This is a genomic window from Planktotalea sp. (genome assembly GCF_965659345.1).
GTDB lineage: Bacteria > Pseudomonadota > Alphaproteobacteria > Rhodobacterales > Rhodobacteraceae > Planktotalea.
In genome coordinates, this window is sequence record NZ_CBFHVK010000011.1 from 1 (window position 1) to 20510 (window position 20510).

At 53.9% G+C, this 20510-nt stretch carries 26 protein-coding genes and 1 tRNA gene; 7 read left to right on the plus strand and 20 right to left on the minus strand.

The window, feature by feature from the left end; all coding sequences use genetic code 11:
• Nucleotides 1-119: 119 nt before the first annotated feature.
• On the minus strand, nucleotides 120-1139 hold the full coding sequence (locus tag ACTG3Z_RS10355; protein ID WP_439142998.1) for a TRAP transporter substrate-binding protein: 1020 nt from the start codon (nucleotides 1137-1139) through the stop codon (nucleotides 120-122).
• A 288-nt stretch (nucleotides 1140-1427) separates the two neighbouring features.
• On the opposite strand from ACTG3Z_RS10355, the gene ACTG3Z_RS10360 reads away from it, so the two are divergent.
• Entirely contained in the window at nucleotides 1428-1949 is a 522-nt protein-coding gene (locus tag ACTG3Z_RS10360) for a hypothetical protein (protein WP_439142999.1), read from the plus strand.
• A gap of 208 nt (nucleotides 1950-2157) precedes the next feature.
• On the opposite strand, the gene ACTG3Z_RS10365 is transcribed toward ACTG3Z_RS10360, so the two are convergent.
• The 3 genes from ACTG3Z_RS10365 to ACTG3Z_RS10375 all read right to left on the minus strand — a co-directional run bounded on the left by ACTG3Z_RS10365 (nucleotide 2158) and on the right by ACTG3Z_RS10375 (nucleotide 3614).
• A tRNA-Arg gene (locus ACTG3Z_RS10365) sits at nucleotides 2158-2234 on the minus strand.
• A 55-nt stretch (nucleotides 2235-2289) separates the two neighbouring features.
• Nucleotides 2290-3369 carry a CaiB/BaiF CoA transferase family protein gene (locus tag ACTG3Z_RS10370; RefSeq protein WP_439143000.1) on the minus strand — a complete coding sequence of 360 codons (1080 nt, stop codon included), beginning with the start codon at nucleotides 3367-3369 and terminating at the stop codon, nucleotides 2290-2292.
• 5 nt (nucleotides 3370-3374) lie between these two features.
• On the minus strand, nucleotides 3375-3614 hold the full coding sequence (locus ACTG3Z_RS10375; RefSeq protein ID WP_375266612.1) for an Lrp/AsnC family transcriptional regulator: 240 nt from the start codon (nucleotides 3612-3614) through the stop codon (nucleotides 3375-3377).
• Nucleotides 3615-3765: 151 nt separating this feature from the next.
• Between ACTG3Z_RS10375 and hisB the strand changes: the two genes are divergently transcribed.
• Both hisB and hisH read left to right on the plus strand, forming a co-directional pair.
• Complete coding sequence (hisB, locus tag ACTG3Z_RS10380) at nucleotides 3766-4353, plus strand: imidazoleglycerol-phosphate dehydratase HisB (RefSeq protein WP_439143001.1); 588 nt, start codon at nucleotides 3766-3768, stop codon at nucleotides 4351-4353.
• On the plus strand, nucleotides 4354-4992 hold the full coding sequence (gene hisH / locus ACTG3Z_RS10385) for an imidazole glycerol phosphate synthase subunit HisH (protein WP_439143002.1): 639 nt from the start codon (nucleotides 4354-4356) through the stop codon (nucleotides 4990-4992). It begins immediately after the preceding gene.
• A gap of 4 nt (nucleotides 4993-4996) precedes the next feature.
• On the opposite strand, the gene ACTG3Z_RS10390 is transcribed toward hisH, so the two are convergent.
• The gene (locus ACTG3Z_RS10390) at nucleotides 4997-5389 is read right to left on the minus strand and encodes a DUF2147 domain-containing protein (RefSeq protein WP_439143003.1); all 393 of its coding nucleotides are present in this window, start codon (nucleotides 5387-5389) and stop codon (nucleotides 4997-4999) included.
• A 132-nt stretch (nucleotides 5390-5521) separates the two neighbouring features.
• Here ACTG3Z_RS10390 and hisA point away from each other — a divergent pair, with 132 nt between their 5' ends.
• The 3 genes from hisA to ACTG3Z_RS10405 are packed head-to-tail and all read left to right on the plus strand — an operon-like array spanning nucleotide 5522 to nucleotide 7309.
• The gene (gene hisA, locus ACTG3Z_RS10395) at nucleotides 5522-6247 is read left to right on the plus strand and encodes a 1-(5-phosphoribosyl)-5-[(5-phosphoribosylamino)methylideneamino]imidazole-4-carboxamide isomerase (protein WP_439143004.1); all 726 of its coding nucleotides are present in this window, start codon (nucleotides 5522-5524) and stop codon (nucleotides 6245-6247) included.
• Nucleotides 6240-7001 carry an imidazole glycerol phosphate synthase subunit HisF gene (gene hisF / locus ACTG3Z_RS10400; RefSeq protein WP_439143005.1) on the plus strand — a complete coding sequence of 254 codons (762 nt, stop codon included), beginning with the start codon at nucleotides 6240-6242 and terminating at the stop codon, nucleotides 6999-7001. The genes hisA and hisF overlap by 8 nt, the downstream gene beginning before the upstream one ends.
• Nucleotides 6998-7309, plus strand: coding sequence for a phosphoribosyl-ATP diphosphatase (locus ACTG3Z_RS10405; RefSeq protein WP_439143006.1), 312 nt, complete (start codon nucleotides 6998-7000; stop codon nucleotides 7307-7309). Before hisF ends, ACTG3Z_RS10405 begins: the two co-directional genes overlap by 4 nt.
• Before the next feature lie 19 nt (nucleotides 7310-7328).
• On the opposite strand, the gene tilS is transcribed toward ACTG3Z_RS10405, so the two are convergent.
• From tilS to ruvC, 12 genes are all read right to left on the minus strand, one after another.
• Entirely contained in the window at nucleotides 7329-8492 is a 1164-nt protein-coding gene (gene tilS, locus ACTG3Z_RS10410; RefSeq protein ID WP_439143007.1) for a tRNA lysidine(34) synthetase TilS, read from the minus strand.
• Nucleotides 8492-9337: a tol-pal system protein YbgF gene (gene ybgF / locus ACTG3Z_RS10415; RefSeq protein ID WP_439143008.1), complete on the minus strand. Its 846-nt coding sequence runs from the start codon at nucleotides 9335-9337 to the stop codon at nucleotides 8492-8494. Before ybgF ends, tilS begins: the two co-directional genes overlap by 1 nt.
• Before the next feature lie 23 nt (nucleotides 9338-9360).
• Nucleotides 9361-9903, minus strand: a complete 543-nt coding sequence (gene pal / locus ACTG3Z_RS10420; protein WP_439143009.1) for a peptidoglycan-associated lipoprotein Pal — start codon at nucleotides 9901-9903, stop codon at nucleotides 9361-9363.
• Nucleotides 9904-9944: 41 nt separating this feature from the next.
• Entirely contained in the window at nucleotides 9945-11264 is a 1320-nt protein-coding gene (gene tolB / locus ACTG3Z_RS10425) for a Tol-Pal system beta propeller repeat protein TolB (RefSeq protein ID WP_439143010.1), read from the minus strand.
• 110 nt (nucleotides 11265-11374) lie between these two features.
• Nucleotides 11375-12442, minus strand: coding sequence for a cell envelope biogenesis protein TolA (locus tag ACTG3Z_RS10430; RefSeq protein ID WP_439143011.1), 1068 nt, complete (start codon nucleotides 12440-12442; stop codon nucleotides 11375-11377).
• Between the two features lie 10 nt (nucleotides 12443-12452).
• Nucleotides 12453-12935: a protein TolR gene (gene tolR / locus ACTG3Z_RS10435; RefSeq protein ID WP_439143012.1), complete on the minus strand. Its 483-nt coding sequence runs from the start codon at nucleotides 12933-12935 to the stop codon at nucleotides 12453-12455.
• Between the two features lie 3 nt (nucleotides 12936-12938).
• On the minus strand, nucleotides 12939-13634 hold the full coding sequence (tolQ, locus tag ACTG3Z_RS10440; RefSeq protein ID WP_439143013.1) for a protein TolQ: 696 nt from the start codon (nucleotides 13632-13634) through the stop codon (nucleotides 12939-12941).
• A 114-nt stretch (nucleotides 13635-13748) separates the two neighbouring features.
• Nucleotides 13749-14135, minus strand: coding sequence for a tol-pal system-associated acyl-CoA thioesterase (gene ybgC, locus ACTG3Z_RS10445; protein WP_439143014.1), 387 nt, complete (start codon nucleotides 14133-14135; stop codon nucleotides 13749-13751).
• 9 nt (nucleotides 14136-14144) lie between these two features.
• Entirely contained in the window at nucleotides 14145-14774 is a 630-nt protein-coding gene (locus tag ACTG3Z_RS10450) for a hypothetical protein (protein ID WP_439143015.1), read from the minus strand.
• Between the two features lie 47 nt (nucleotides 14775-14821).
• Nucleotides 14822-15847 (minus strand): Holliday junction branch migration DNA helicase RuvB, encoded by a 1026-nt coding sequence (gene ruvB / locus ACTG3Z_RS10455; RefSeq protein WP_375266619.1) that lies wholly within the window; start codon nucleotides 15845-15847, stop codon nucleotides 14822-14824.
• Nucleotides 15848-15898: 51 nt separating this feature from the next.
• Complete coding sequence (ruvA, locus tag ACTG3Z_RS10460; protein WP_439143016.1) at nucleotides 15899-16567, minus strand: Holliday junction branch migration protein RuvA; 669 nt, start codon at nucleotides 16565-16567, stop codon at nucleotides 15899-15901.
• On the minus strand, nucleotides 16564-17070 hold the full coding sequence (ruvC, locus tag ACTG3Z_RS10465) for a crossover junction endodeoxyribonuclease RuvC (RefSeq protein ID WP_439143017.1): 507 nt from the start codon (nucleotides 17068-17070) through the stop codon (nucleotides 16564-16566). Before ruvC ends, ruvA begins: the two co-directional genes overlap by 4 nt.
• 363 nt (nucleotides 17071-17433) lie before the next feature.
• On the opposite strand from ruvC, the gene ACTG3Z_RS10470 reads away from it, so the two are divergent.
• Nucleotides 17434-17640, plus strand: a complete 207-nt coding sequence (locus tag ACTG3Z_RS10470) for a DUF1127 domain-containing protein (RefSeq protein WP_375265688.1) — start codon at nucleotides 17434-17436, stop codon at nucleotides 17638-17640.
• 94 nt (nucleotides 17641-17734) lie between these two features.
• Here the strand turns inward: ACTG3Z_RS10470 and ACTG3Z_RS10475 are convergent, their stop codons facing one another.
• The 3 genes from ACTG3Z_RS10475 to ACTG3Z_RS10485 all read right to left on the minus strand — a co-directional run bounded on the left by ACTG3Z_RS10475 (nucleotide 17735) and on the right by ACTG3Z_RS10485 (nucleotide 20320).
• The gene (locus tag ACTG3Z_RS10475; protein ID WP_439143018.1) at nucleotides 17735-18088 is read right to left on the minus strand and encodes a hypothetical protein; all 354 of its coding nucleotides are present in this window, start codon (nucleotides 18086-18088) and stop codon (nucleotides 17735-17737) included.
• 107 nt (nucleotides 18089-18195) lie between these two features.
• Nucleotides 18196-19071 (minus strand): 50S ribosomal protein L11 methyltransferase, encoded by an 876-nt coding sequence (locus tag ACTG3Z_RS10480; RefSeq protein WP_439143019.1) that lies wholly within the window; start codon nucleotides 19069-19071, stop codon nucleotides 18196-18198.
• Nucleotides 19072-19090: 19 nt separating this feature from the next.
• Nucleotides 19091-20320: an MFS transporter gene (locus ACTG3Z_RS10485; protein ID WP_439143020.1), complete on the minus strand. Its 1230-nt coding sequence runs from the start codon at nucleotides 20318-20320 to the stop codon at nucleotides 19091-19093.
• Nucleotides 20321-20510 lie beyond the last annotated feature (190 nt).

Here is a 20510-nt window from a genome sequence, read left to right on the forward strand (position 1 = left end):
GTACCGTGGCTGTAGGCTAAATCCGTCTGGGGTAAGGGGGAGATCGGCCTCAGACCGATTTGTGCAACAAAGCCGCTCGAAACGCCCCCTGTTTGCGTATTAGTTTACTAAAGAACGCTTTACTCGATTTCGCCAATCTCACGGCGAGCAGCATCCATGGCCTCGCGCCATTGCGATAGCAAAGCCTCGCCATTAGGCGCGCGTTTCGCGAAAGTGGCAAAAATGCTTTCGCCTAGATTGGCACGCATTTCTTCAAATTCCGCCGGATCAATCTCATTGATTGTGTGGCCTTGAGCGGCAACAAATCCAAGAGAATCCGCTTCCCATTTGTCGACTTCCGCCCCAACTTCACGGGTCTTATCACAAACGGCGTCGGCCCCAAGCGCGGCTTTAGCGTCATCCGACAAGGCGTCAAAGCGAGCGCGGTCCATAAACACCATGCCGGTCGCACCACCAAGCGGCAAGCGCAGGTGATCTGTTGTCACTTCGTTAAGATTAAACGCAGGGAACGCAGTAAACGTCATAAAATTGCCATCAGCCGTACCACGTTGCAAAGCTTGGTATTGTTCAGGCAAAATGTTCGAGAGCGGCGTGCCGCCAAAGGCTGACACGATTGCAGAGCTGATCGGACTACCAACCATGATCTTTTTGCCCTCAAGGTCGGACATCGAGGTCAATGGCCCACCATTAAGATGCGCAGACGACTGGGGGAAAGGCACAAAGAAAAGTGGTTGGAAATCAGCTAATTCCTCGTCAAATGCTCCGGCCTCGTAAAGGCGGCAAAACGCCAAGGAACTGGCTTCGGCAGAGCCTTCGATGAAGGGTACAGTGGAAACCAATGAGCGCGGGAAGCGGCCCGGATTGAAGACGAGCATGCCAAAAGCGATCTGAACAACATCGTCCTGCACCCGATCGACGTAGTTCCCTGCATTCACAAGCATCTGGCCGTGACGCACTCTGACTTCGACAGCGCCATTAGCTTCAGCGTTCACCGCCTCTGCCCATGGCGTCATAATCCGCTGATTGATCGGATGAATTACGACATTCCCTGTGCCAAAAACAAGCTGTTCAGCCGTTGCCGCCAAAGGCGTTAAGGCTGTAGCCGCGGACAGATATAGAGCTGTTAATTTCTTGCGCATTTTTTCCTCCCAGAAAAATATGAAATGGCCATTCATGGTGTTTTCAACGAGGAGGCTACCCCATATCTGCGCGTTTCGGAATTGAATTCATTGAATGCTTATGATTGATCTTATGAATACATGGACATGCATCCCCCCTCACAAAGCATGGAAGATATCAATGAGTGGTATTTTCCGATTCCGTTTTAGAAATACTTGAAGCAGCTATAATATCCTCCCTAGCAATACGGGATTTCTAGGTTTAACAGCATGTTAGACAAAAAATTCCCGCAATGGGAGGAGACCATAATGAAGACGTCTATCACAGCCGTGGCCTTGGCAGCCTGCGCAGCCACAACGGCAGCAGCACAAGACTACAACTTTAAAGTAACCAACAACTTGACTGAAGGTGTGATCGCACCACTAATCGTTCTGGATGCTGTCAAAGCAGCGCCCATCATGTTCACTGACGAAGGCAAGATGACTGAAGCCTACATCACAACGATCCTCGAGGGGGACCCGCGTCCGATGAACGGCAAAATGCCTGATGCTGTTGCCGGTCCAGTTCTGGGAAAGTCCGGTCCTCCCGGAGTGTTGATTGCTGCGGGCGAAACTGCTTCGGCTGATATGTTCGTCTTTGCAAACGTTCTGCGCTTCTATGCCAAGGGTGACTACACCGAAGGCGATACGGTTATCCAAGGCGTCTATGACATCTCGGCGGGTCCTGGCACAGTTTTGCTGAACCGCTATGACATTGGCCACAATGAAGGCACGATGGAAATGACTTTGGTCGATGAAGGTGTCGTCGAGGTCGTCATCACAGCAAACTGATCCCGATCCCTTGCAGATCATTGCTTCGGCACACCCGCCCCAATCAGGCGGGTGTTTTCGTTTGAAGGGAGCAGAAGCGAAAGATCCGCCAAGCGCTGATATTCTTTGAACCAACACCGATGTGATTTTTACATCGCAGCCTTCAGGCAGTCAGTACCGCTGCAATTCCAACTCGTTTTGTTACAAAAGCACAAAAATTTGAAATTACTGGCGATCCCGGGAGGAATCGAACCCCCAACCCCCTGCTTAGAAGGCAGGTGCTCTATCCAGTTGAGCTACGGGACCGCGCGGGTCAATCTATCGCGCGAAGCGATGCCGGGTTGCAAGCAAAAACACCGCCTTAAAGGCTGAGTTGTGCCAAAATTTCGGCTCTATCCGCATCACGCGCGGGTGCATCTTTCAAGGGTGCTACCTTTCCATCAAAGCGCGGCGCAGCGCTTGCTTGTAGGTGACCATTCTTAACATCCCATACACCGCGCGCTTTCATATGGGGCTCTTGTGCGGCTTCCATTGGGCTAAGCACCACTGCAACACACGCATCCGACCCTTCAAAATGCGACGCCCACTCAGCACGTGATTTTTCCAGAAATATCGTAGCAAGCCGTGCGGTTTGAGCCGCCCATTGCCGCGCATCGTGCTGAGCAGCCATCGACGGATCACTTTGCAAATCCAAAGCCTGGAGCAACAATTGATAAAATTGCGGCTCGAGCGCTTGCACCGCAATATGCCCGCCACACGCACACATATAACTGCGCGACCAATGTGGCCCATCCAGAAGGCTCGCGCCCCGTTTGTCTGACAAACCACCGCCCTGCCCTAAAGCCATGAGCAAGTTCATCATATGCGCGGAGCCATCGACAATCGCTGCATCCACAACGCAGCCTTTTCCCGTTCGAGTTGCCTTGATGATCCCCGCAAGCATGCCCGCTACAAGATACAAAGCGCCACCACCGATATCGCCCAGCAAAGTAGCGGGAGTGACAGGCGCATCATTGGGTAAACCCGCATAGTAAAGCGCGCCTGAGGTGGCGATATAGTTAAGATCATGCCCCGCGTGTTGCGCGCGCGGACCGCTTTGTCCCCAGCCCGTCATGCGGCCAAAAACCAGCTTGGGATTGTTTGCGTGACATTGCTCTGGTCCTAAACCCAAACGTTCCATAACACCGGGGCGAAATCCCTCAATCACCCCGTCGCTCGCGGCTATCAGAGCCCGCGCGATGCCCAAATCTGCTGGGTCTTTCAGGTTAAGCGCAATTGAGCGCTTGCCACGATCCAGTAGACTGGCCTCAGCCGTGATACTGTCTGCTTTTCCTTTGCGGTGGATCACAGTGACCTCTGCACCCAAATCCGCAAGCATCATCCCCGCGAAAGGTGCTGGCCCAAGCCCTTCAATCTCAATGATTTTCAGCCCGTCGAGCATGTTGTTTAGAACGCTTTGAAGGTCATCGTCGTCAAGGACCGCTCAATTCCTTCAATTGGCAGCAAGTGTTCGTTGATGTATTTCCCAATGTCTTCATTTTCAGGAATATACATCTTCACAATCAAATCGTACTCGCCTGAGGTCGAGTAAATCTCCGAGTGAATTTCCTCAAATGCGATTTTTTCCGCAACCGTGTAAGTCGTGCCGGGTTTGCACCTAATTTGCACAAATACGCATGTAGACATTGTGAATGATCCTTTTCGTGACGTAGCGCCAATACTCATTTCAAAGCTGGCACGAAGGTCACGCCAACGCAATCGCGAAACGTGACCGCTTGGCGCGCGCGGCGCGGGTGCTATAAGGGCGCTAACTTGCAATGCTTTAAGGAGCGCCTCGATGCGGAAAGCTAAGGTAACACGCGCAACTGCGGAGACTGATATTTCTGTCGAGATCAATCTCGATGGCACTGGCGTCTATGACAATCAGACTGGCGTTGGCTTCTTTGATCACATGCTCGATCAACTCGCGCGCCATTCCTTGATTGATATGACGATCCGCGCCAAAGGCGATTTGCACATTGATGATCACCATACTGTTGAAGACACGGGCATTGCTTTGGGGCAGGCATTGGCAGAAGCGCTTGGCGACAAGCGCGGGATACGGCGCTATGGTGAATGCCACCTCCCAATGGATGACGCGCAGGTGCGCTGCGCATTAGACCTCTCAGCGCGGCCTTTCTTGGTGTGGAACGTAGACCTCCCAACCCAAAAAATCGGTGCGTTTGATTGCGAATTGGTGCGCGAATTCTTCCAAGCCTTTGCAACACATGGTGGGATAACACTGCACGTCGATCAACTGCATGGCTTTAACAGCCACCACATTGCAGAAGCTGCTTTCAAGGCAGTCGCACGCGCGTTGCGTATCGCAGTTGAAACGGATCCGCGTAAATCGGACGCCGTGCCGTCGACCAAAGGAACGCTTTAAGTGCTCACCGCGATTATTGACTATGAGAGCGGTAATTTGCACTCCGCCGAAAAAGCCTTCGGGCGAATGGCTGCGGAAGTTAACGCAGGCGACGTCGTTGTGACCAGTGACGCTGATGTCGTAGCACGCGCTGATCGGATTGTTTTGCCCGGTGACGGCGCCTTTCCAGCCTGCGTGAAAGCCCTCAAAAGCACAGGTGGCTTGTTTGATGCGCTGCAAGAGGTGGTCACCGTCAAGGCGCGCCCTTTCTTGGGTATTTGCGTCGGTATGCAGCTTATGGCCACGTTGGGTCGTGAGTACGAAACGACTGATGGCCTTGGCTGGATTGATGGCGAAGTCGTCAAGATCACCCCGTCCGACGAAAGCCTGAAAGTGCCCCATATGGGCTGGAATGATCTTGTAATCGACACGCCCCACCCTGTCTTTGACGGTGTTGAAACGGGTGACCACACATACTTTGTGCACTCATACCATTTTAATGTCGCCAAACATGCTGAACGACTTGCACATGTAGATTATGCAGGTGACATCACTGCAATTGTCGGTCGCGACACGATGATGGGGATGCAGTTTCACCCAGAGAAAAGCCAGCAGGTGGGCCTGCGGCTTATCTCTAACTTTCTGACATGGACGCCGTAAACCTTTAGTTTACTCGGCTCCAAGTGCCACCATCACGACACACGCCAAGAACGCAGCCCTGAACGGTAAGCTTGTTTCCAGATAGCTTCAGCTTTCCGTTATAGGTTTTATCGCGGTCAGGCGAATAGGCTTTGCCTTTGCCATATTTGCCAGCACCTGTGTTCACCATGTCCCAGATGAGCTTGCGTCCTTGGTTCTCGGAGATAAACGTTTTGCCGTTTGCATCGAATGACTTGGTCAAAACACCGCAGATCTTGCTACCACAAGCCGAAACGGTGATGAGGCCTGAGTTGCCATTGTCATCTTTTGTGGTTTGCCATGTGCCAAAAACCGGATCAGCAAATGCCGCTGTTGCCGTCACCAACGAAACCGCCGCAATTGTAAGAAGTGCTTTCATCTTTTTTTCTCCCGTCTATTTGACGCAAGAGTGCAAGGCCTCCTGCAACAAAGCAAGAGTTGACGCTACGCCCGTTGCAAAATCGGCAATCTCATGCGAAGGGATGCGCACGTAATAAAAAGGCTTTGCGCGATGATCCTCTACCCTGCGATTGATCTTAAAGACGGCCAAGCGGTGCGCTTGTTGCGTGGCGAAATGGACAAGGCAACAGTGTTCAGCGACGATCCTGCTGCACAAGCTTTGGAGTTCGTAAATGCAGGGTGTGAATGGTTGCATCTGGTTGATCTTAATGGTGCTTTTGCGGGTGAACCAGTGAACGCAGCCCCCGTGGAGGCGATTTTGAAAGCCTGTAACGTACCTGCGCAACTTGGCGGCGGGATCCGTGATATGGCAACGATCGAGCGTTGGCTGGACAAAGGGTTGCAGCGCGTGATCCTTGGCACTGTCGCGGTAGAGAACCCTGAGCTGGTCAGAGAAGCTGCAAAAGCGTTTCCGGGACATGTGGCTGTTGGCATTGACGCGCGCGGCGGTAAAGTCGCAACCAAAGGCTGGGCTGAAGAAACTGACGTTGAAGTCACAGACCTCGCACGTTCGTTCGAGGACGCGGGTGTTGCGGCAATCATTTACACAGACATCAATCGCGATGGCGCGATGCAAGGACCCAACATTGACGCAACGGCGGCCTTGGCGCGTGCCGTCTCTATCCCTGTGATTGCCTCTGGCGGCGTATCCTCCTTAGAGGATTTGATCGCGTTGCGCGATTGTGGAGCCGATCTGAATGGCGCAATTTCGGGTCGCGCCCTCTATGATGGTGCGCTTGATTTGGCGGACGCGCTGAAGGTGTTTGGCGATGCTTAAAACCCGCATCATCCCTTGTCTCGATGTTGCCGACGGGCGCGTCGTCAAAGGTGTGAATTTTGTCGGCTTGCGCGATGCGGGCGACCCCGTAGAAAGCGCGCGCGCTTATGATCTTGCGGGCGCAGATGAGCTTTGCTTCCTCGACATTCACGCCACGCATGAAAACCGCGGCACAATGTTTGACGTTGTGCAGCGCACGGCAGAGCAATGCTATATTCCTTTAACAGTGGGTGGCGGCGTGCGCGAAGTGGACGATGTACGTGCACTTTTGCTTGCAGGCGCTGACAAGGTAAGCTTCAACTCTGCCGCGGTGGCGCGGCCTGATGTCTTGAGCGAAGCCGCAGATCAATTCGGCAGCCAATGCATTGTCTGCGCCATAGATGCGAAAACCGTCGCTCCGGGCCGTTGGGAGATTTTCACCCATGGCGGGCGTAAATCAACCGGAATCGACGCTGTTGAATTCGCTATCCGCGTCGCTGAAAAAGGCGCGGGTGAGATTTTGCTCACCTCGATGGATCGCGACGGAACAAAATCGGGCTTCAATCTCCCCCTCACACGCGCAATTTCAGATGCTGTGAATGTGCCTGTGATCGCCTCTGGCGGTGTGGGCAATCTTGATCATCTGGTCGAGGGCGTCACACAAGGCGGCGCAAGTGCGGTTCTTGCCGCGTCTATCTTTCACTTTGGCGAATATACGGTTGCTCAAGCAAAGGCGCATATGGCCGCCGCAGGTATTCCAGTGAGGCTGACATGAGCGTTTTGCACGACCTATTCGCAACGATCCAAGCACGCAAGGCAGAAGGTGGCACTGAAAGCTGGACCGCAAAGCTGCTGGCACAAGGGCCTGAAAAATGCGCCGAGAAATTTGGTGAAGAGGCGATTGAAGCAATCATCGAAGCTGTAAAGGGCGACAAAGCAGCTTTGCGTTCTGAGGCGGCCGATGTGCTTTATCACTTGCTGGTCATGCTCGCTGCGCGCGATGTGTCACTCGCAGAGGTCGAGGAGGTGTTGGCGCAACGCGTAGGCACCTCTGGTATTGCTGAAAAAGCGTCACGCAGCTGAACACCGTCCGCATTTGAGTTTATTTGGAAAAATGAAGCGGATTTGCGGCGCTTGCGCTCCAAACAGGGTCAGGCTGTGCAATTGGGGCTGCTACGAAGGTCTCATTCTGCCAAATAACCGGCGTTCCCAAAAGTGAGCGGCGCGGCACGAGAGCCGTGTCTCGCCAATCGGGCATATAGGTAAAGTCGCTCTCTCTTAGAGGTTTGATCACATGCGTTGCGGTAAGTGGGCCTGTGATCTTCCATCGCATCTCATCTTCTTTGATCGCACTGGGCTCTCGTGTGAGCCGCAAAGTGTCTCCATGATGATAGGTAATGCATCCGTGTAGGGTTTGAGCAGAGTTATTTGAGAGAAGTGCGATCAAAGCGCTGAAGCGCGGACGATAAGGGTTGCCCGAGATGTTACACAGGGCTCGGCTCAAAACCCGAGCGGCAGTTTCCACAGGCGCCACTTGCAAGGCTTTGAAATTGAAAACGGCATCACCATGATCACCCCAAGCGTTCTGCGAAATCCATGTATCTGCGGCCATTTCAAGAACTTTAGAAGCTGCACGCATCCAATCGGCCGTTTGGTTTAAACGCTGTGTTGTCAGGCCAAGATCATCAAGAAACGGCTGGGCTTGGCGCATTTGAACACGTGTAAAGCGCGGATCTTTATTGGACGGATCCTCGCTCCAGCTCAGGCCTTGCGCGCGCAGATAGGTTTGCAATTCGAAGCGGTCAGCGTCAAGCAATGGCCGCAGGAAACGCACGCCGTGGCGTTCGAAGATTTCTGGCATGGCGGCAAGGCCATCCACGCCCGATCCACGAGCGAGGCGCATCAAAAAGGTCTCTGCAACATCGTCTTTGGTGTGGCCCAGAGCGACAGCCGCAACACCTGAGCGCTGCGCCCAATCACATAAAGCGCTATAGCGCCCAGCACGTGCACGCGCTTGCAGGTCGGCACCATCTTCAAGATTGAGCGTGAGGATTTCATGAGAGATTTTCAGCGACGCACAGAGTTGAGCAACCTGCCCTGCTTCGTCTTTCGCAGCGGCCCGTAGACCATGATCTACGGTCACGGCGCGTATTGCATCTGGTCCTTTGGCTTGCGCCATCAAACTCAAGAGTGCCGTGGAATCACTGCCACCCGAGACTGCAACGCCCAAAGTACGATCACCGCTCAGAAGGGCTGTGTTGAGCATTAATTGCAGCTCAGCGCGGCCATTTCGGCTTGGGCACTGCTCGCGGCAGATGTCCCGGCATGGCGCACCCCAACTTCGCCAAGGGTGACACAGGCTTCGGACACTTTGCCCAGACGCCCCAATGTACGACCAAGGCGGAACAATGCTTCGGGTGCGATATCACTGGACGGGTCCCGCGAGTAGCCCTCTAGGTATGCGCGCGCCGCGTCGCGCGTATTGCCCGCCGCGTCATACGCTTCGCCTTGCATAAGGCGTGCTTGGCCTTCCAGCGGGCTGCCGGGAAAGTTTTGTATGAAAAGTTCGAATTGAGCCGCTGCCCCTGCCGCATCACCACTGTCCATCAATGCTTTGGCCGCATCGAAGTCCGCCTGTTCCCCCATTGCGAGCTGCGCACCGCCGGAGTCGGTTCCACGTGGTGCCGGCACAGCGATTGGCGCATTGGGTGCAGTCCCACCGCCAAGCGTGCTTGTCTCAGCGAGCGTGCTCACATCACCGCCCTCAAGCTCAACCAAGCGGAACTCAAGGTCGCCAATGCGATTGGTTCCATCTTTCACGATCGAGTCGATGCGAAACTCCAGCTGTTCAATCTTACCTGTAAGTCGTTGCAGCTCTCCCTCGACAGAAGCGATCCGGTCGGTCACAGAGCTGCCACCGACGGCAGGTGCAGAGCTGCCAGTCGTCGAAAGCTCCCGCTGCAAACGCTTCATTTCTACGGATAAGACGGTAAGATCCTGCCGAATATCCGCTAAGGTTTGCTCAGTATTGCTTTGCGCAACCAAAGACGTTGAACAAATAAAAAGAGACAAGGCAGCCGCGGCAAACCCTTTCGTCAAACGCGCCGTCATATATCTCTTTCCTTAGAACCAGATTAACCAGAGAGCCCTGCGGCAAGCACAGTCACCGCGCGACGGTTCTTAGCATAGCAACCCTCTTGGCTGCAAATCTCAATCGGACGTTCCTTACCGAAACTCACAACACGAAGTCGCGAGCTGGAGATGCCTTTGGACACAAGATAATCGCGCACTGCATTGGCGCGGCGTTCGCCGAGCGCGACGTTATATTCGCGTGTGCCTTGCTCATCAGCGTGGCCTTCGATGATCGCAGTATAGTCGGAATTTTCCGTCAGCCACCGTGTTTGGCCATCTAGGATCAATCGGCCCTGCCCGTTCAATGTGCTTTGATCCACCTCGAATAGCACACGGTCGCCAACGCTTTGCTGGAAGAAAGCAACGGAGGTGGGGTCGTTGACACCGCCCGTTCCCTCAAAACCATTGCCAGCACCATCATCTATGCCAGAGCTTGGGCCTGCGTTCAGGTCGACAAAATCATCGCCCTCAAAATCAGATTTGTTCGAGCAAGCGGCAAGCGCAAGCACACTGGTCAGCAACACTGCCTTGGTGATCATTTTCATTTGTCTGTCTCACTGCTTATTGTTTGTTTTTAGACGTTTATTTAGCGTTGTAGAGGCGACCACGATGGATCGGATGCGCCGCCAGTTGTTGGGATCCGCTTCAGGTTTCGCCCCGAAATATCGACGGAGTAAAGCGAGGCTGAGCCGCTCGCACCTTGGGTCTCTCGGGTGAACATGATGACGCGACCATTGGGCGACCATGTCGGCCCCTCATCCAAGAAGGACGCGGTTAGCAAACGCTCTTCGGAGCCATCTGTGCGCATCACACCAATGTGGAAACGTCCTTTGGACTGCTTGGTAAATGCGATCAGATCGCCGCGCGGGGACCAAACCGGCGTGCCATAACGTCCTTGGCCAAAGCTGATGCGCTTTGCCTCGCCGCCGTTGGCGCTCATAATATAGATTTGCTGGCTACCGGAGCGATCACTCTCAAAAACGATACGGCTGCCATCCGGGGAAAAACTTGGCGCAGTTTCAATAGAGGGCGCAGACGTCAGGCGCGCGCTGGATCCACTTGCAACGTCCATGCGGTAAACATCTGTATTCCCGCCACGCGCGAGGGAGTAAACGACTGTCCGACCATCAGGCGAAAAGCGCGGTGCGAAGCTCATGGAGCCTTCCTGACTTTCCAAAACACGGCGTTTCACATTGCCGACATCTAAAACGTAAATGCGCGGAAAGCCTGTCTCGTAAGAGGTATAGAGCACACGATCACCCGTGGGTGAAAAGCGCGGCGCAAGCACAAGATGCTCGGACCCCGTTAGAAACTGCACATTCGCGCCGTCATAGTCCATGATCGCAAGACGCTTACGGCGATTGTCTTTCGGTCCTTGCTCGGACACATAAACGACACGACTGTCGAAATATGGATCCTCACCTGTGATACGCGCATAAACTTGATCCGCGACTTTATGCGCCATCCGGCGCCATCCCTGCGTGGTGCCCGCAAATTGCAGACCAGAGCCAAGTTCAGCACCAGAAAACACATCATACACGCGAAACTTCACGCTTAGATTAGAGCCGCTGACGTTCACCGCCCCTGTCACCAAGGCTTGTGCGTTGATCGCCTTCCAATCGGCGTACTGTACAGGTGCATCAAAACTTGTGAACTGGCTGATGTAGGCATCACGTGGCACCTCGCGAAACAGCCCTGTGCCGGAAAGATCACTGACCACCACGCGCGCCAGCCGTTCTGCAAACTCATTGGCCGCAGAACTTTCCGCGACAAAATTGGGGGCTGCGAACGGCATCGGCTCCACCACACCCTCGGTGATTTCAATGCGAAGTGGGCCACTTTGCGCGAGCGCTGCGTATGGCAATGCGCACATTGCTAAAACTGCGATAACTAATCTCAGGGTCATTGCCTGTCCTGCTTTTTCTTTTTTCCACACTCTACGGTGTGTGTGCGTTATAAAAAAGGGCTTTAAGGCCCATCGGCATGTGCTTGCCTAGGTGTTGTGTCCAATGAGACTCATCTGATGCGCATATCTTTGGGATTGAAGGTCATCTCGATCTCTTTCCATTGCTCGTATTTGTCCTCAGGAAGATCATAGCCCTCCTTCTGACAGCGCAAAATCGCGCGGCGCGCAGATTGGAAGGCGGTTTCCACCGAAGACCCTTCACCCCCTGTAGAACTTACAAGTCGCAAGCTGCCCGGAGTAACCTTGCCACGCACGTCCATCGACATGCCAATCACAACGGTGACATCTGCAGCCTGACTGCCCACATCAACCACCCAACAGTTTTGCACCGCAAGGCGCAATGCGTTGGTCTCACCCGCCGTCAATGTGGGCCCGCTGGCTTCATCGCTGGCTGCTGGTTCGCCTAATGCTTCAGCCAAGGCCGCATTCACCGCAGCTGATGTATCAGGCTGAGATGCAGCAGCGTTCTCTCGCGGCCTCGATCTAGGGCGCGTGGTTGATGTTGGGGCTGACGCTGAGGGCTGTTCTGCCTCCGTCACAATCTCAGTTGCCGCCTCTTCCGGTGCCGTTTCAGACTGTTCCTCGACCACCTGTTCTGCGTTTTCATCAGGTTGCGTCGCTTCTTGCGCCGTATTGTCGATTGCAACATCCGGCTCAGGCGCGGCCACCGCTTCCGGCGCAACGCGGTCCGCAGGGCGCGGTTTGGGACGCAACGACGTATCAGGGGCTGCGTCGGGAATAACCACCGCTTCTGGCTCAGGCGCTGGTTCGACAGTAGGTTCGGGAACAGGCTCTGGCGCGATGACAGGTTCAGGGATCGGTTCGGGCACCACGATTTGTGGCGGTTCGGGCGTGGGTTCTGGTGCAGGTTCCGGAACTGGCACAACGGGTGTTGGCTCCAGCGCTGGCTCTGGCGCACTCAGCACAGGCTCTGGCGCAATGGGTTCAACATCGGGAGGCTGCGCTGGTGCGGTAAGCGCTGCGAACTCCGCTTCTGAAATGACAGAAATATCCATTGTCGGCAGCTCAAGCGGTTCTGCATCAAACAAACCGCCAAACAAGGCATAGCCAAGCAGCAGCGCATGTCCGCCTGCCGAGATATAGGTGCTCTTTTGCACCGCGCGCGCCCTAGTTATCCGCGAGATCGGCGTTGAGCTCAGGACCGCCGGTATCTGTCACAAGGCCGATGTCGCTAAATCCGCCTGCATTCAAAGCGCCCATAACTTGAACGACTTGTTCATACGCAACAGCGCCGTCCGCGCGCAGGTACACCCGCGTACTCGCACGCTCCGCCGCAATGGCTTGCAGCTTTGTCACCAATTCCGCGCTTTGTGTTTCTGTCGTTTGGATCAAAATCCGCCCGTCCGCAGCAATGGTCACCGTCAAAGGCTCTTCCGCATCCGACGGCAAAGCACCCGCTGCCGTTTTCGGCAGCTCCACAGGCACGCCCACAGTCATCAAAGGAGCCGCGACCATAAAGATGATCAAAAGAACCAGCATAACGTCCACAAACGGTGTTACATTGATCTCTGCCATTGGCTTGGCCCGTCCGCCACGCCGCCTACGTCGCTTGCCACCGCCACCGTCTTTTTGAATAACGCCCGCACCCATGGCTTAACTGTCCAACTGACGGGATAAAATCGTGGCAAATTCATCAGCAAATGCTTCGTAACCACCAACGATACGATCACTATCCGCACTGAATTTATTGTAATAAATCACCGCTGGGATCGCTGCGAGCAAACCCAAACCCGTCGCCAGAAGCGCCTCTGCAATACCCGGGGCAACTACGGCTAGATTGGTGTTTTGCGCTTCTGCAATCTCGATAAAGGCGTTCATAATGCCCCAAACCGTACCGAAAAGCCCAACAAATGGCGCTGTAGAGCCAACAGTCGCAAGCACAGACAGGCCCGCTTGCAGCTCTTCCGCTTCTTTTGCAATCGCCACATCCATCGAGCGGTCAATCCGGCTCTGTGCGCCTGCGATTAAACCACCATCTACACGATGTGAGCGGCGCCATTCAGTCATTCCTGCCGCGAAAATCTTTTCCGAGGCCCCATTCGGCTGCGCACCGATCTGCTCGAACAACTGATCAAGTGGCTCACCTGACCAGAACGCCTGATCAAACACGGCTTGCTCACTGCGCGCCGTGCGGTACTGCATGTACTTTTGCACCACAATGGACCACGCCCAGATCGAGGCCACGACCAGCATGATCATCACAAGTTTTACGGTTATCGTCGCGCGCGCAAAAAGCGCCCACATGGAGAAATCAATCTCCTGCGCCATCGCAAGGGTTTCTGCTTCCATTTGCCTGCTCTTCTCAAGTCCGGCCACTCATGCGGCTCTTAATGAGTACTAGCTTAAACGATACCAGCGACAAAACCAATATCTGGCGCGCAACAAGCTAGAGATCAGCCCAAATCAATGAACGATTCGGCGGATATTCGCTGGAAGCCTCGTCGGTTGCCCCCCTACAGTGAGCGCAACAAGGGTGACTTGCGCTGAGAACAGCAAGTCTTTACCGCGCGTTACGTCCTGTTTCAGAACGATGCGCGCGCCTGTCATTTGCTCTACTGTGGTGCGAACGATCAACTCATCGTCAAAACGCGCAGGCGTGAGATAATCCGCCTCCACCCGCCGCACAGCAAAAACGAGACCATCCTCTTCTTTCAAACGAACCTGATCAACGCCAAGCCCGCGCACCCACTCTGTGCGCGCACGTTCGATAAAGCGTAGATAATTGGCATAGTACACAATCCCCGCAAGGTCCGTGTCCTCGTAATAAACCCGCAAACCAAATTCATGCATACCGCGCCCCTATTGCTTTTTTGGCATGCGCGCTGCCAATCGCAGCGCATGGCTCGGATCAGTCGCCGCGACGGGCATCACAGCGTCATACGCTGCGGCCAAGAGCCCAGAAACCTCAGGCTTCACAATCACGCCCCCGCCCTCCATGACTGCCAAAGGCGATGCATTGATGAATGCACGGTCGGACCAAAGCACCATCATTTGCACCGCTTGGTTCAGCGCCAAAGTCTCCGCAGGCACATCACTCATATGTTGATCCATCCGAATAAATGTAAAGCAGGCCTTGATCGCCCCCTCCTCATCAAACCGAAACACACGGTATTGATTGGCGTCTGCCGCGCTAACCCGCGCGACCATCCCAGCCAAATCCGGTACCAACTCATCCAGTTTTGGGACGTCCAGCAACTCGCTCCACTCATTAAAGAAGAAGAACATCGCGTTGCTGCCCAGTTCGGGATCGGTTTCTGCCATATGATGGTTCGATACCAAACACACAGCTTCAATCGCCCCTTTGACCACCTTCAACGTCTCATCTGTCACGCCAAACACGACTGGTGAAATCGCCCGCCCCCAACGCGCAAACACATAACGTTCGTCCGAGCGCGTGAAGAGCGCCTCAATCTCAGATGCATCCAACATTGATCTTCATCTTTCCAAATAAACTCCCCGCGGAGCGCCATGCACTCTCAGCCGAAAAGCCCAGCTTGTTCTGGACCTTTTGGTGCGGCCATTCCTAAATGAGTCCATGCCTTTTGCGCAAGCATACGGCCACGCGGTGTGCGCTGGATCAAACCTTGCTGCAACAAAAACGGCTCAATCACCTCTTCAAGCGCGTCACGACTTTCAGACAAGGCTGCGGACATCGTTTCAATTCCGACAGGACCACCCTGATAGTTTTCAGCAATCAAACGCAAATAGCGCCGATCCGCCCCATCAAGGCCAAGCTTGTCCACGCCAAGCCGCGTCAGCGCCATGTCGGCCAAGTCACGGGTCACGCGGCCATCTCCCTCGACAACCGCGAAATCCACAACGCGGCGCAACAAACGCCCGGCGATCCGAGGCGTTCCTCGCGCACGTTTCGCAATCTCACGCGCGCCCCCCTCATCCGCAGGCGCGCCCAGCTTGCGCGCATTGCGCTCAACAATCGTGTAAAGCTCATCCTCTGTATAGAATTCCAAGCGCGTTGGAATTCCAAAACGGTCCCGCAACGGCGTGGTTAACAGGCCAAGCCGTGTGGTCGCGCCAACCAGTGTAAAGGGCTGCAATTCTATGCGCACAGTTCGTGCGGCTGGCCCTTCTCCGATCACCAAATCCAGCTCAAAATCCTCCATCGCCGGATAAAGGACTTCTTCAACAGCTGGGTTCAATCGGTGGATTTCATCGATAAACAGAACGTCTCGCGCTTCAAGATTGGTTAGGATCGCGGCCAAATCCCCCGCTTTCGCCAAAACGGGGCCGGAGGTCATGCGAAAAGATACGCCTAATTCGCGCGACATAATCTGCGCCAACGTGGTTTTACCGAGACCCGGCGGACCATGAAACAACGTATGATCCATCGCTTCCCCGCGACGGCGCGCACTTTCAATGAACACCTTTAGGTTCGCGCGCGCGCCCGCTTGGCCAATAAACTCATCAAGTGCTTGCGGACGCAAAGCGCGATCATTGTCTTCGGGCAACGCATCGGGACGAAGATTTGGATCAGGTTCAATCATCTGCATTCTTTTCTGCGAAAATGTCGGTCAGAGCGGTTGAGCACGAGCGGTTCATGACTTTGGCGCAAGCAGTTTCAACGCCGCACGGATCAAGCTCGACACATCTGCGTCAGGCTCCACTCCAGCAGCTTCTGCCACAGCGCCCGCCGCATCAGAGGGTGAATAGCCCAGATTGCCCAAAGCCGACAAAGCTTCAGCTTGAGCAGACGCATTCGGCGCAGCACTCTTGCGCTTTGGCGTCTCAATCACATCGAAATCATCAGACGCAGGCACCTCGCCCATCGCTTCTGCGGGCGATCCCGTTCCCATTGCGATCACGCCGGGCGCTTTGTCTTTCAATTCAATAACAACGCGCTGCGCTGTCTTGGGGCCAACGCCCTTTGCTGCCTTAATCGCAGTGACATCTCCCAAAGCAATCGCTCGGCTCACACCATCCGCGCCCAAAGCTCCAAGTATCGCCAAAGACGCTTTCGCGCCAATGCCTTGAACGCTCATCAGCAAGCGATGCCATTCTTTTTCAACGAGCGACGTGAAGCCGAAAAGCTGCAAGTTATCTTCGCGCACCAACAGATCCGTATAAAGTGCGACAACCTCACCTGCACCCGGCAAACCTGCCAAAGTGCGATCCGAGCAATAGACCATATATCCGACGCCACGCACATCGATCAGCACGTGATCGGTACTGCGGTAATCTATGCGTCCTGAGAGTTTACCGATCATCCGTTCGCCGCCTCTTTCGCCTTTTCCCAAACCCGCGTTGAGCGCGTATAGTGCGCGTGGCACATTGCAATCGCAAGTGCGTCAGCCGCGTCCGGACCATTCAACACAACACCGGGCAACTGTAGTTTTACCATATGTTGGATCTGCTCCTTTGCGGCATGCCCGACGCCCACGATTGTTTTCTTAACTTTATTGGGGGCATATTCACCAATCTCGAGGCCAGCTTGCGCAGGTACCAACAAGGCAATGCCACGTGCTTGGCCAAGTTTAAGCGTTCCAGCCCCGTCTTTGTTTACAAAGGTCTGTTCGACCGCTGCTGTATCGGGATTGTACTCTCGCACAATCTCGCTCAACTGACGATGCAAAGACAGTAACCGAAGGCCCAAATCCTTGCCTTCAGATTTGCAGACCCCATTGCCAAGATGGCGCATGCGGCTTCCATCGACCTCAATCATGCCCCAGCCCATGTTACGAAGCCCCGGGTCGATCCCTAAAACGCGCATACTGCTCTGCACCTTTTGTTGCGTGTTACACGACGTGTTGTTTTTTTGATGCAGTAGCACGAAACGCGAACAAAAGGAAAAGGAAAGTTAACAAATGTCGGATTTATCCACTGGTGACCCGAAAGCGACATAGTGATCTTTCAAAGCAGTCAAAATCGTCACTCAACGCCCCAAACACGACACACTTATAGCCAAAGATTCACCTTCTTTTACTGCGTGTTAGCACCAATTTTCGCTATGCAATTCAGTCATATCTCCCATGCAAAAATGCTTGCTTGTCGAGCGTCATCTTCCCTCCTAAGTGGGCCTCAGAACACATCATTGACCGGCTCAAGAAGCGGTCCGCATCAAAGGAATACGATCATGGCTGCAATTGACAGCACGCGCACAACATACGTCTCTGGTGGCGGATTTTCAGCGCTTACCAATGTCTTGGGCGCAATCTCCACATGGAATGACGCGCGCCAAACACGCAAGTCGCTCAACGCACTCAGCACACGTGAGCTGGAAGATATTGGCCTGTGCCGTGGCGACATCGACGACGTTGCTCAAGGCACCTTTCGCGTCTAAAGACGCTCTTTCATTTGAATGAAAAAAAGCCGCTGCATAATTTGCAGCGGCTTTTCCTTTGCGCGGATCAATGCGCAACTAGTCTTGGAAGCGACTATCGTATGAGAGGTGCGATCCCTTGGATGACCGCATTTGTGAGAGGATCAACACTGAGAAGAACTGATCCGACTTGCTCAACTATATTACCTGACGACAGAGCGGTGAGTTGCTCTTCGTAAGCTGTGAGACCAACATTCAAGACCGCAAGCGCCTTGAAGATCGTTATTAAGACACCGAACAAGAGAATTAAACGTATAGGGGCACCAAAAGACCGCCGCGACTTTTTACGCGGAACGACCTGGATTAGACCGTTTTTATCAACGATCGTCGAGTACTGGGAGGTCGCCTGCCGTTGACTATCCGGCAACAGCACAAAACCAGTTTTTTTCTTAAGCAGAGAAACACCCATGGCAGCCTCCTAGTGATTGGCCCCCACCAATCGTACGCGATACTCATAAATTTAAATTGTGGCAAAATCTGGGCAAATGCGGCAACTTCGTCATAAATGCTCTGAATTTAGTCCGCTTTGCGAAGTGTTAGTGACGACCATTCGCCAATCTCTTCACGATAGGTAAGATTGGTTCCAAAACCTGCATAAACATCGATGATTTCGTCAGCTTGTTCATTCAAAATGCCCGAGAGAATCAGGTAGCCACCCGCCTTTAGATTCGCGCACATCTCCGGTGCGAGCATAATGAGCGGCCCTTTTAGGATGTTTGCGAAGATCAGATCGAAAGCGGCCGCAGCACTCAACTCAGGGTTATCAAACCCAGCAGCTTCGACACATTTCACGCGTCCATCCAGCCCATTTGCTGAAACATTGACCTTGGCCACATCGACTGCGACCTCATCGATATCACTTGCAAGCACCACATTTGGCCAGATACGCGCGGCGCCCATGGCCAAAACTGCTGTACCGCAGCCTATATCGGCGACGGATTTCCCGACAAAGCCCTCACCCGCAAGACGATCTAGTGCGCGCAAGCAACCCAATGTTGTCCCGTGATGCCCTGTGCCAAAGGCCATCGCCGCCTCGATCAACAATGGTTCACACCCTTCAGGCACCTGATCTGCGTCATGGCTGCCATATACAAAGAAACGACCGGCATGTACCGGCGCAAGCTCGCGGCGCACGTGCGCGACCCAATCTGTTTCTGGCACCTCAGACACAACAAACGGCTTTGCAGCAAAAGCAGCTGCCAATAGATCAAGCGCTGCAGCATCAGGGATCTCGATGAAGTAGCCCCCCACTTCCCATAAGCCTGACCCATCTTCGACTTCGAACACACCGATCCCAGTGGGTTCAGGGTTTAGGCGTTCCATTGCTTCGCCTAAACGCTCTGCTTGGTCTTTGCCCATCAGGGTCGTCAATGCTGTGTAAGTGATGCTCATACGAGGGATCTTTCTAAAGTTATTCTGCCGCAACTGGGACGGGCTTGGTCAAACGGGTCTCGTTCCCCGGTGCAGGGTGACGCGGGATCAGAAGTGCCAAAAGCAGCGATATGCTCGCCATACCTGCCGCAAGAACAAATACTGCAGATGGCGATGTAAGCCAAAGATACCCGAGCAATGCAGGCAAAAACACCGCAGCGATGTGATTGATGGTGAAAGCAACTGCAGCCGTTGGTGCAATATCGCCGGGATCCGCAATTTTCTGAAAATAGGTTTTTAGGGCAAGCGCGAGCGCAAAAAAGATGTGATCGACCACATATAGCCCAGCCGCGATCAAAACGCCCCAGCCGAACCAATAAATCCCGCCATAGGCAAGGAACACCGCCACGAGACCTGCGTATTCAAACATCAACGTACGCTGTTCACCGAAATGCGCCACCGCGCGGCCCATCAATGGGGCGACAAAAATATTAATCACCAAATTTATAAGATAGAGCGCCGTGATCTCGTGTACTTCAAACCCAAAACGCTCAACCATCATAAAGCCGGCAAAGACCATAAATATCTGACGCCGTGCGCCAGACATGAATTGTAGCGCATAGTATAGCCAATAACGCTTGCGCAGGATCATCTTTTTAACCTGCGGATGCGGCGCGTCGAACTGCGGATAGATAAAAAAGCAAGCCAAAGCGATTAACGCCGTCAGTCCACCCGACACCAAATAGACCGAGTTATAGCTCAAGCCCAAAGTTTCCCACGTCAGCACAATTGCAACATACGCAAGCAAAGTAGCACCCGAACCGGCCGCCAAAAGCCAGCCAAGCATTTGTGGCGCGCGTGCCTTGTCAATCCATTGAAGCTGCAGCGATTGATTAACCGTTTCATAGTAGTGAAACCCGATCGAGCTCAGCATCGTCAGGGTCAAAATACCGCTCATGGAGGGAAACCAAGCCGTAATTCCAGACGCAACGCCAAGCATGATCAATGACACCAACCCCAAGACCTGTTCACGCATGAAAATGATGATCGCAATAACACCAATCGCGAAAAATCCCGGAATTTCACGCACGCTATGCAACCAACCGATATCAGAGCCATCAAAACCAGCGGCTTCTATAACGAAGTTATTGAGCAAAGCAGACCAAGTTGAAAACGCAATCGGCATCGCCACGGCCATGACAAATAAAAGCGCAATGGGTCTGCGCCAAAGTGGCAGGGCTTGCGCATCGTGAAGGGTGACTGGTTTCATGGGTTTGCAATAGGGTGAAGCTTGGTGATTGGCGAGCCTTATTTTAGCGTGTTTGACCAAGCGCTCGTCCGGCATCGGGCTGTAAAATTGGATCTAAGTGAGCGTCTTGCCCTACTCTATCGCTCACCTAAGGCTGCACTTAAGCACATTGGTTTTAAGGCTCTCTCAACCTGCGGGTCCCTTGCTTGTG

Excerpts from the sequence above, each read along its gene's own strand:
- ACTG3Z_RS10480 (WP_439143019.1), bottom strand. The coding sequence starts at position 19,071 with ATGAGCATCACTTACACAGCATTGACGACCCTGATGGGCAAAGACCAA.
- ruvC (WP_439143017.1), bottom strand. The coding sequence starts at position 17,070 with ATGCGCGTTTTAGGGATCGACCCGGGGCTTCGTAACATGGGCTGGGGC.
- ACTG3Z_RS10375 (WP_375266612.1), bottom strand. The coding sequence starts at position 3,614 with ATGTCTACATGCGTATTTGTGCAAATTAGGTGCAAACCCGGCACGACT.
- ybgF (WP_439143008.1), bottom strand. The coding sequence starts at position 9,337 with ATGACGGCGCGTTTGACGAAAGGGTTTGCCGCGGCTGCCTTGTCTCTT.
- ACTG3Z_RS10370 (WP_439143000.1), bottom strand. The coding sequence starts at position 3,369 with ATGCTCGACGGGCTGAAAATCATTGAGATTGAAGGGCTTGGGCCAGCA.
- tolB (WP_439143010.1), bottom strand. The coding sequence starts at position 11,264 with ATGACCCTGAGATTAGTTATCGCAGTTTTAGCAATGTGCGCATTGCCA.
- ruvA (WP_439143016.1), bottom strand. The coding sequence starts at position 16,567 with ATGATCGGTAAACTCTCAGGACGCATAGATTACCGCAGTACCGATCAC.
- hisF (WP_439143005.1), top strand. The coding sequence starts at position 6,240 with ATGCTTAAAACCCGCATCATCCCTTGTCTCGATGTTGCCGACGGGCGC.
- hisB (WP_439143001.1), top strand. The coding sequence starts at position 3,766 with ATGCGGAAAGCTAAGGTAACACGCGCAACTGCGGAGACTGATATTTCT.
- tolR (WP_439143012.1), bottom strand. The coding sequence starts at position 12,935 with ATGGGTGCGGGCGTTATTCAAAAAGACGGTGGCGGTGGCAAGCGACGT.
- tolQ (WP_439143013.1), bottom strand. The coding sequence starts at position 13,634 with ATGGAAGCAGAAACCCTTGCGATGGCGCAGGAGATTGATTTCTCCATG.
- pal (WP_439143009.1), bottom strand. The coding sequence starts at position 9,903 with ATGAAAATGATCACCAAGGCAGTGTTGCTGACCAGTGTGCTTGCGCTT.
- ACTG3Z_RS10355 (WP_439142998.1), bottom strand. The coding sequence starts at position 1,139 with ATGCGCAAGAAATTAACAGCTCTATATCTGTCCGCGGCTACAGCCTTA.
- hisA (WP_439143004.1), top strand. The coding sequence starts at position 5,522 with ATGATCCTCTACCCTGCGATTGATCTTAAAGACGGCCAAGCGGTGCGC.
- tilS (WP_439143007.1), bottom strand. The coding sequence starts at position 8,492 with ATGCTCAACACAGCCCTTCTGAGCGGTGATCGTACTTTGGGCGTTGCA.
- ACTG3Z_RS10360 (WP_439142999.1), top strand. The coding sequence starts at position 1,428 with ATGAAGACGTCTATCACAGCCGTGGCCTTGGCAGCCTGCGCAGCCACA.
- ruvB (WP_375266619.1), bottom strand. The coding sequence starts at position 15,847 with ATGATTGAACCTGATCCAAATCTTCGTCCCGATGCGTTGCCCGAAGAC.
- ACTG3Z_RS10470 (WP_375265688.1), top strand. The coding sequence starts at position 17,434 with ATGGCTGCAATTGACAGCACGCGCACAACATACGTCTCTGGTGGCGGA.
- ACTG3Z_RS10405 (WP_439143006.1), top strand. The coding sequence starts at position 6,998 with ATGAGCGTTTTGCACGACCTATTCGCAACGATCCAAGCACGCAAGGCA.
- ybgC (WP_439143014.1), bottom strand. The coding sequence starts at position 14,135 with ATGCATGAATTTGGTTTGCGGGTTTATTACGAGGACACGGACCTTGCG.
- ACTG3Z_RS10475 (WP_439143018.1), bottom strand. The coding sequence starts at position 18,088 with ATGGGTGTTTCTCTGCTTAAGAAAAAAACTGGTTTTGTGCTGTTGCCG.
- ACTG3Z_RS10485 (WP_439143020.1), bottom strand. The coding sequence starts at position 20,320 with ATGAAACCAGTCACCCTTCACGATGCGCAAGCCCTGCCACTTTGGCGC.
- ACTG3Z_RS10450 (WP_439143015.1), bottom strand. The coding sequence starts at position 14,774 with ATGTTGGATGCATCTGAGATTGAGGCGCTCTTCACGCGCTCGGACGAA.
- ACTG3Z_RS10390 (WP_439143003.1), bottom strand. The coding sequence starts at position 5,389 with ATGAAAGCACTTCTTACAATTGCGGCGGTTTCGTTGGTGACGGCAACA.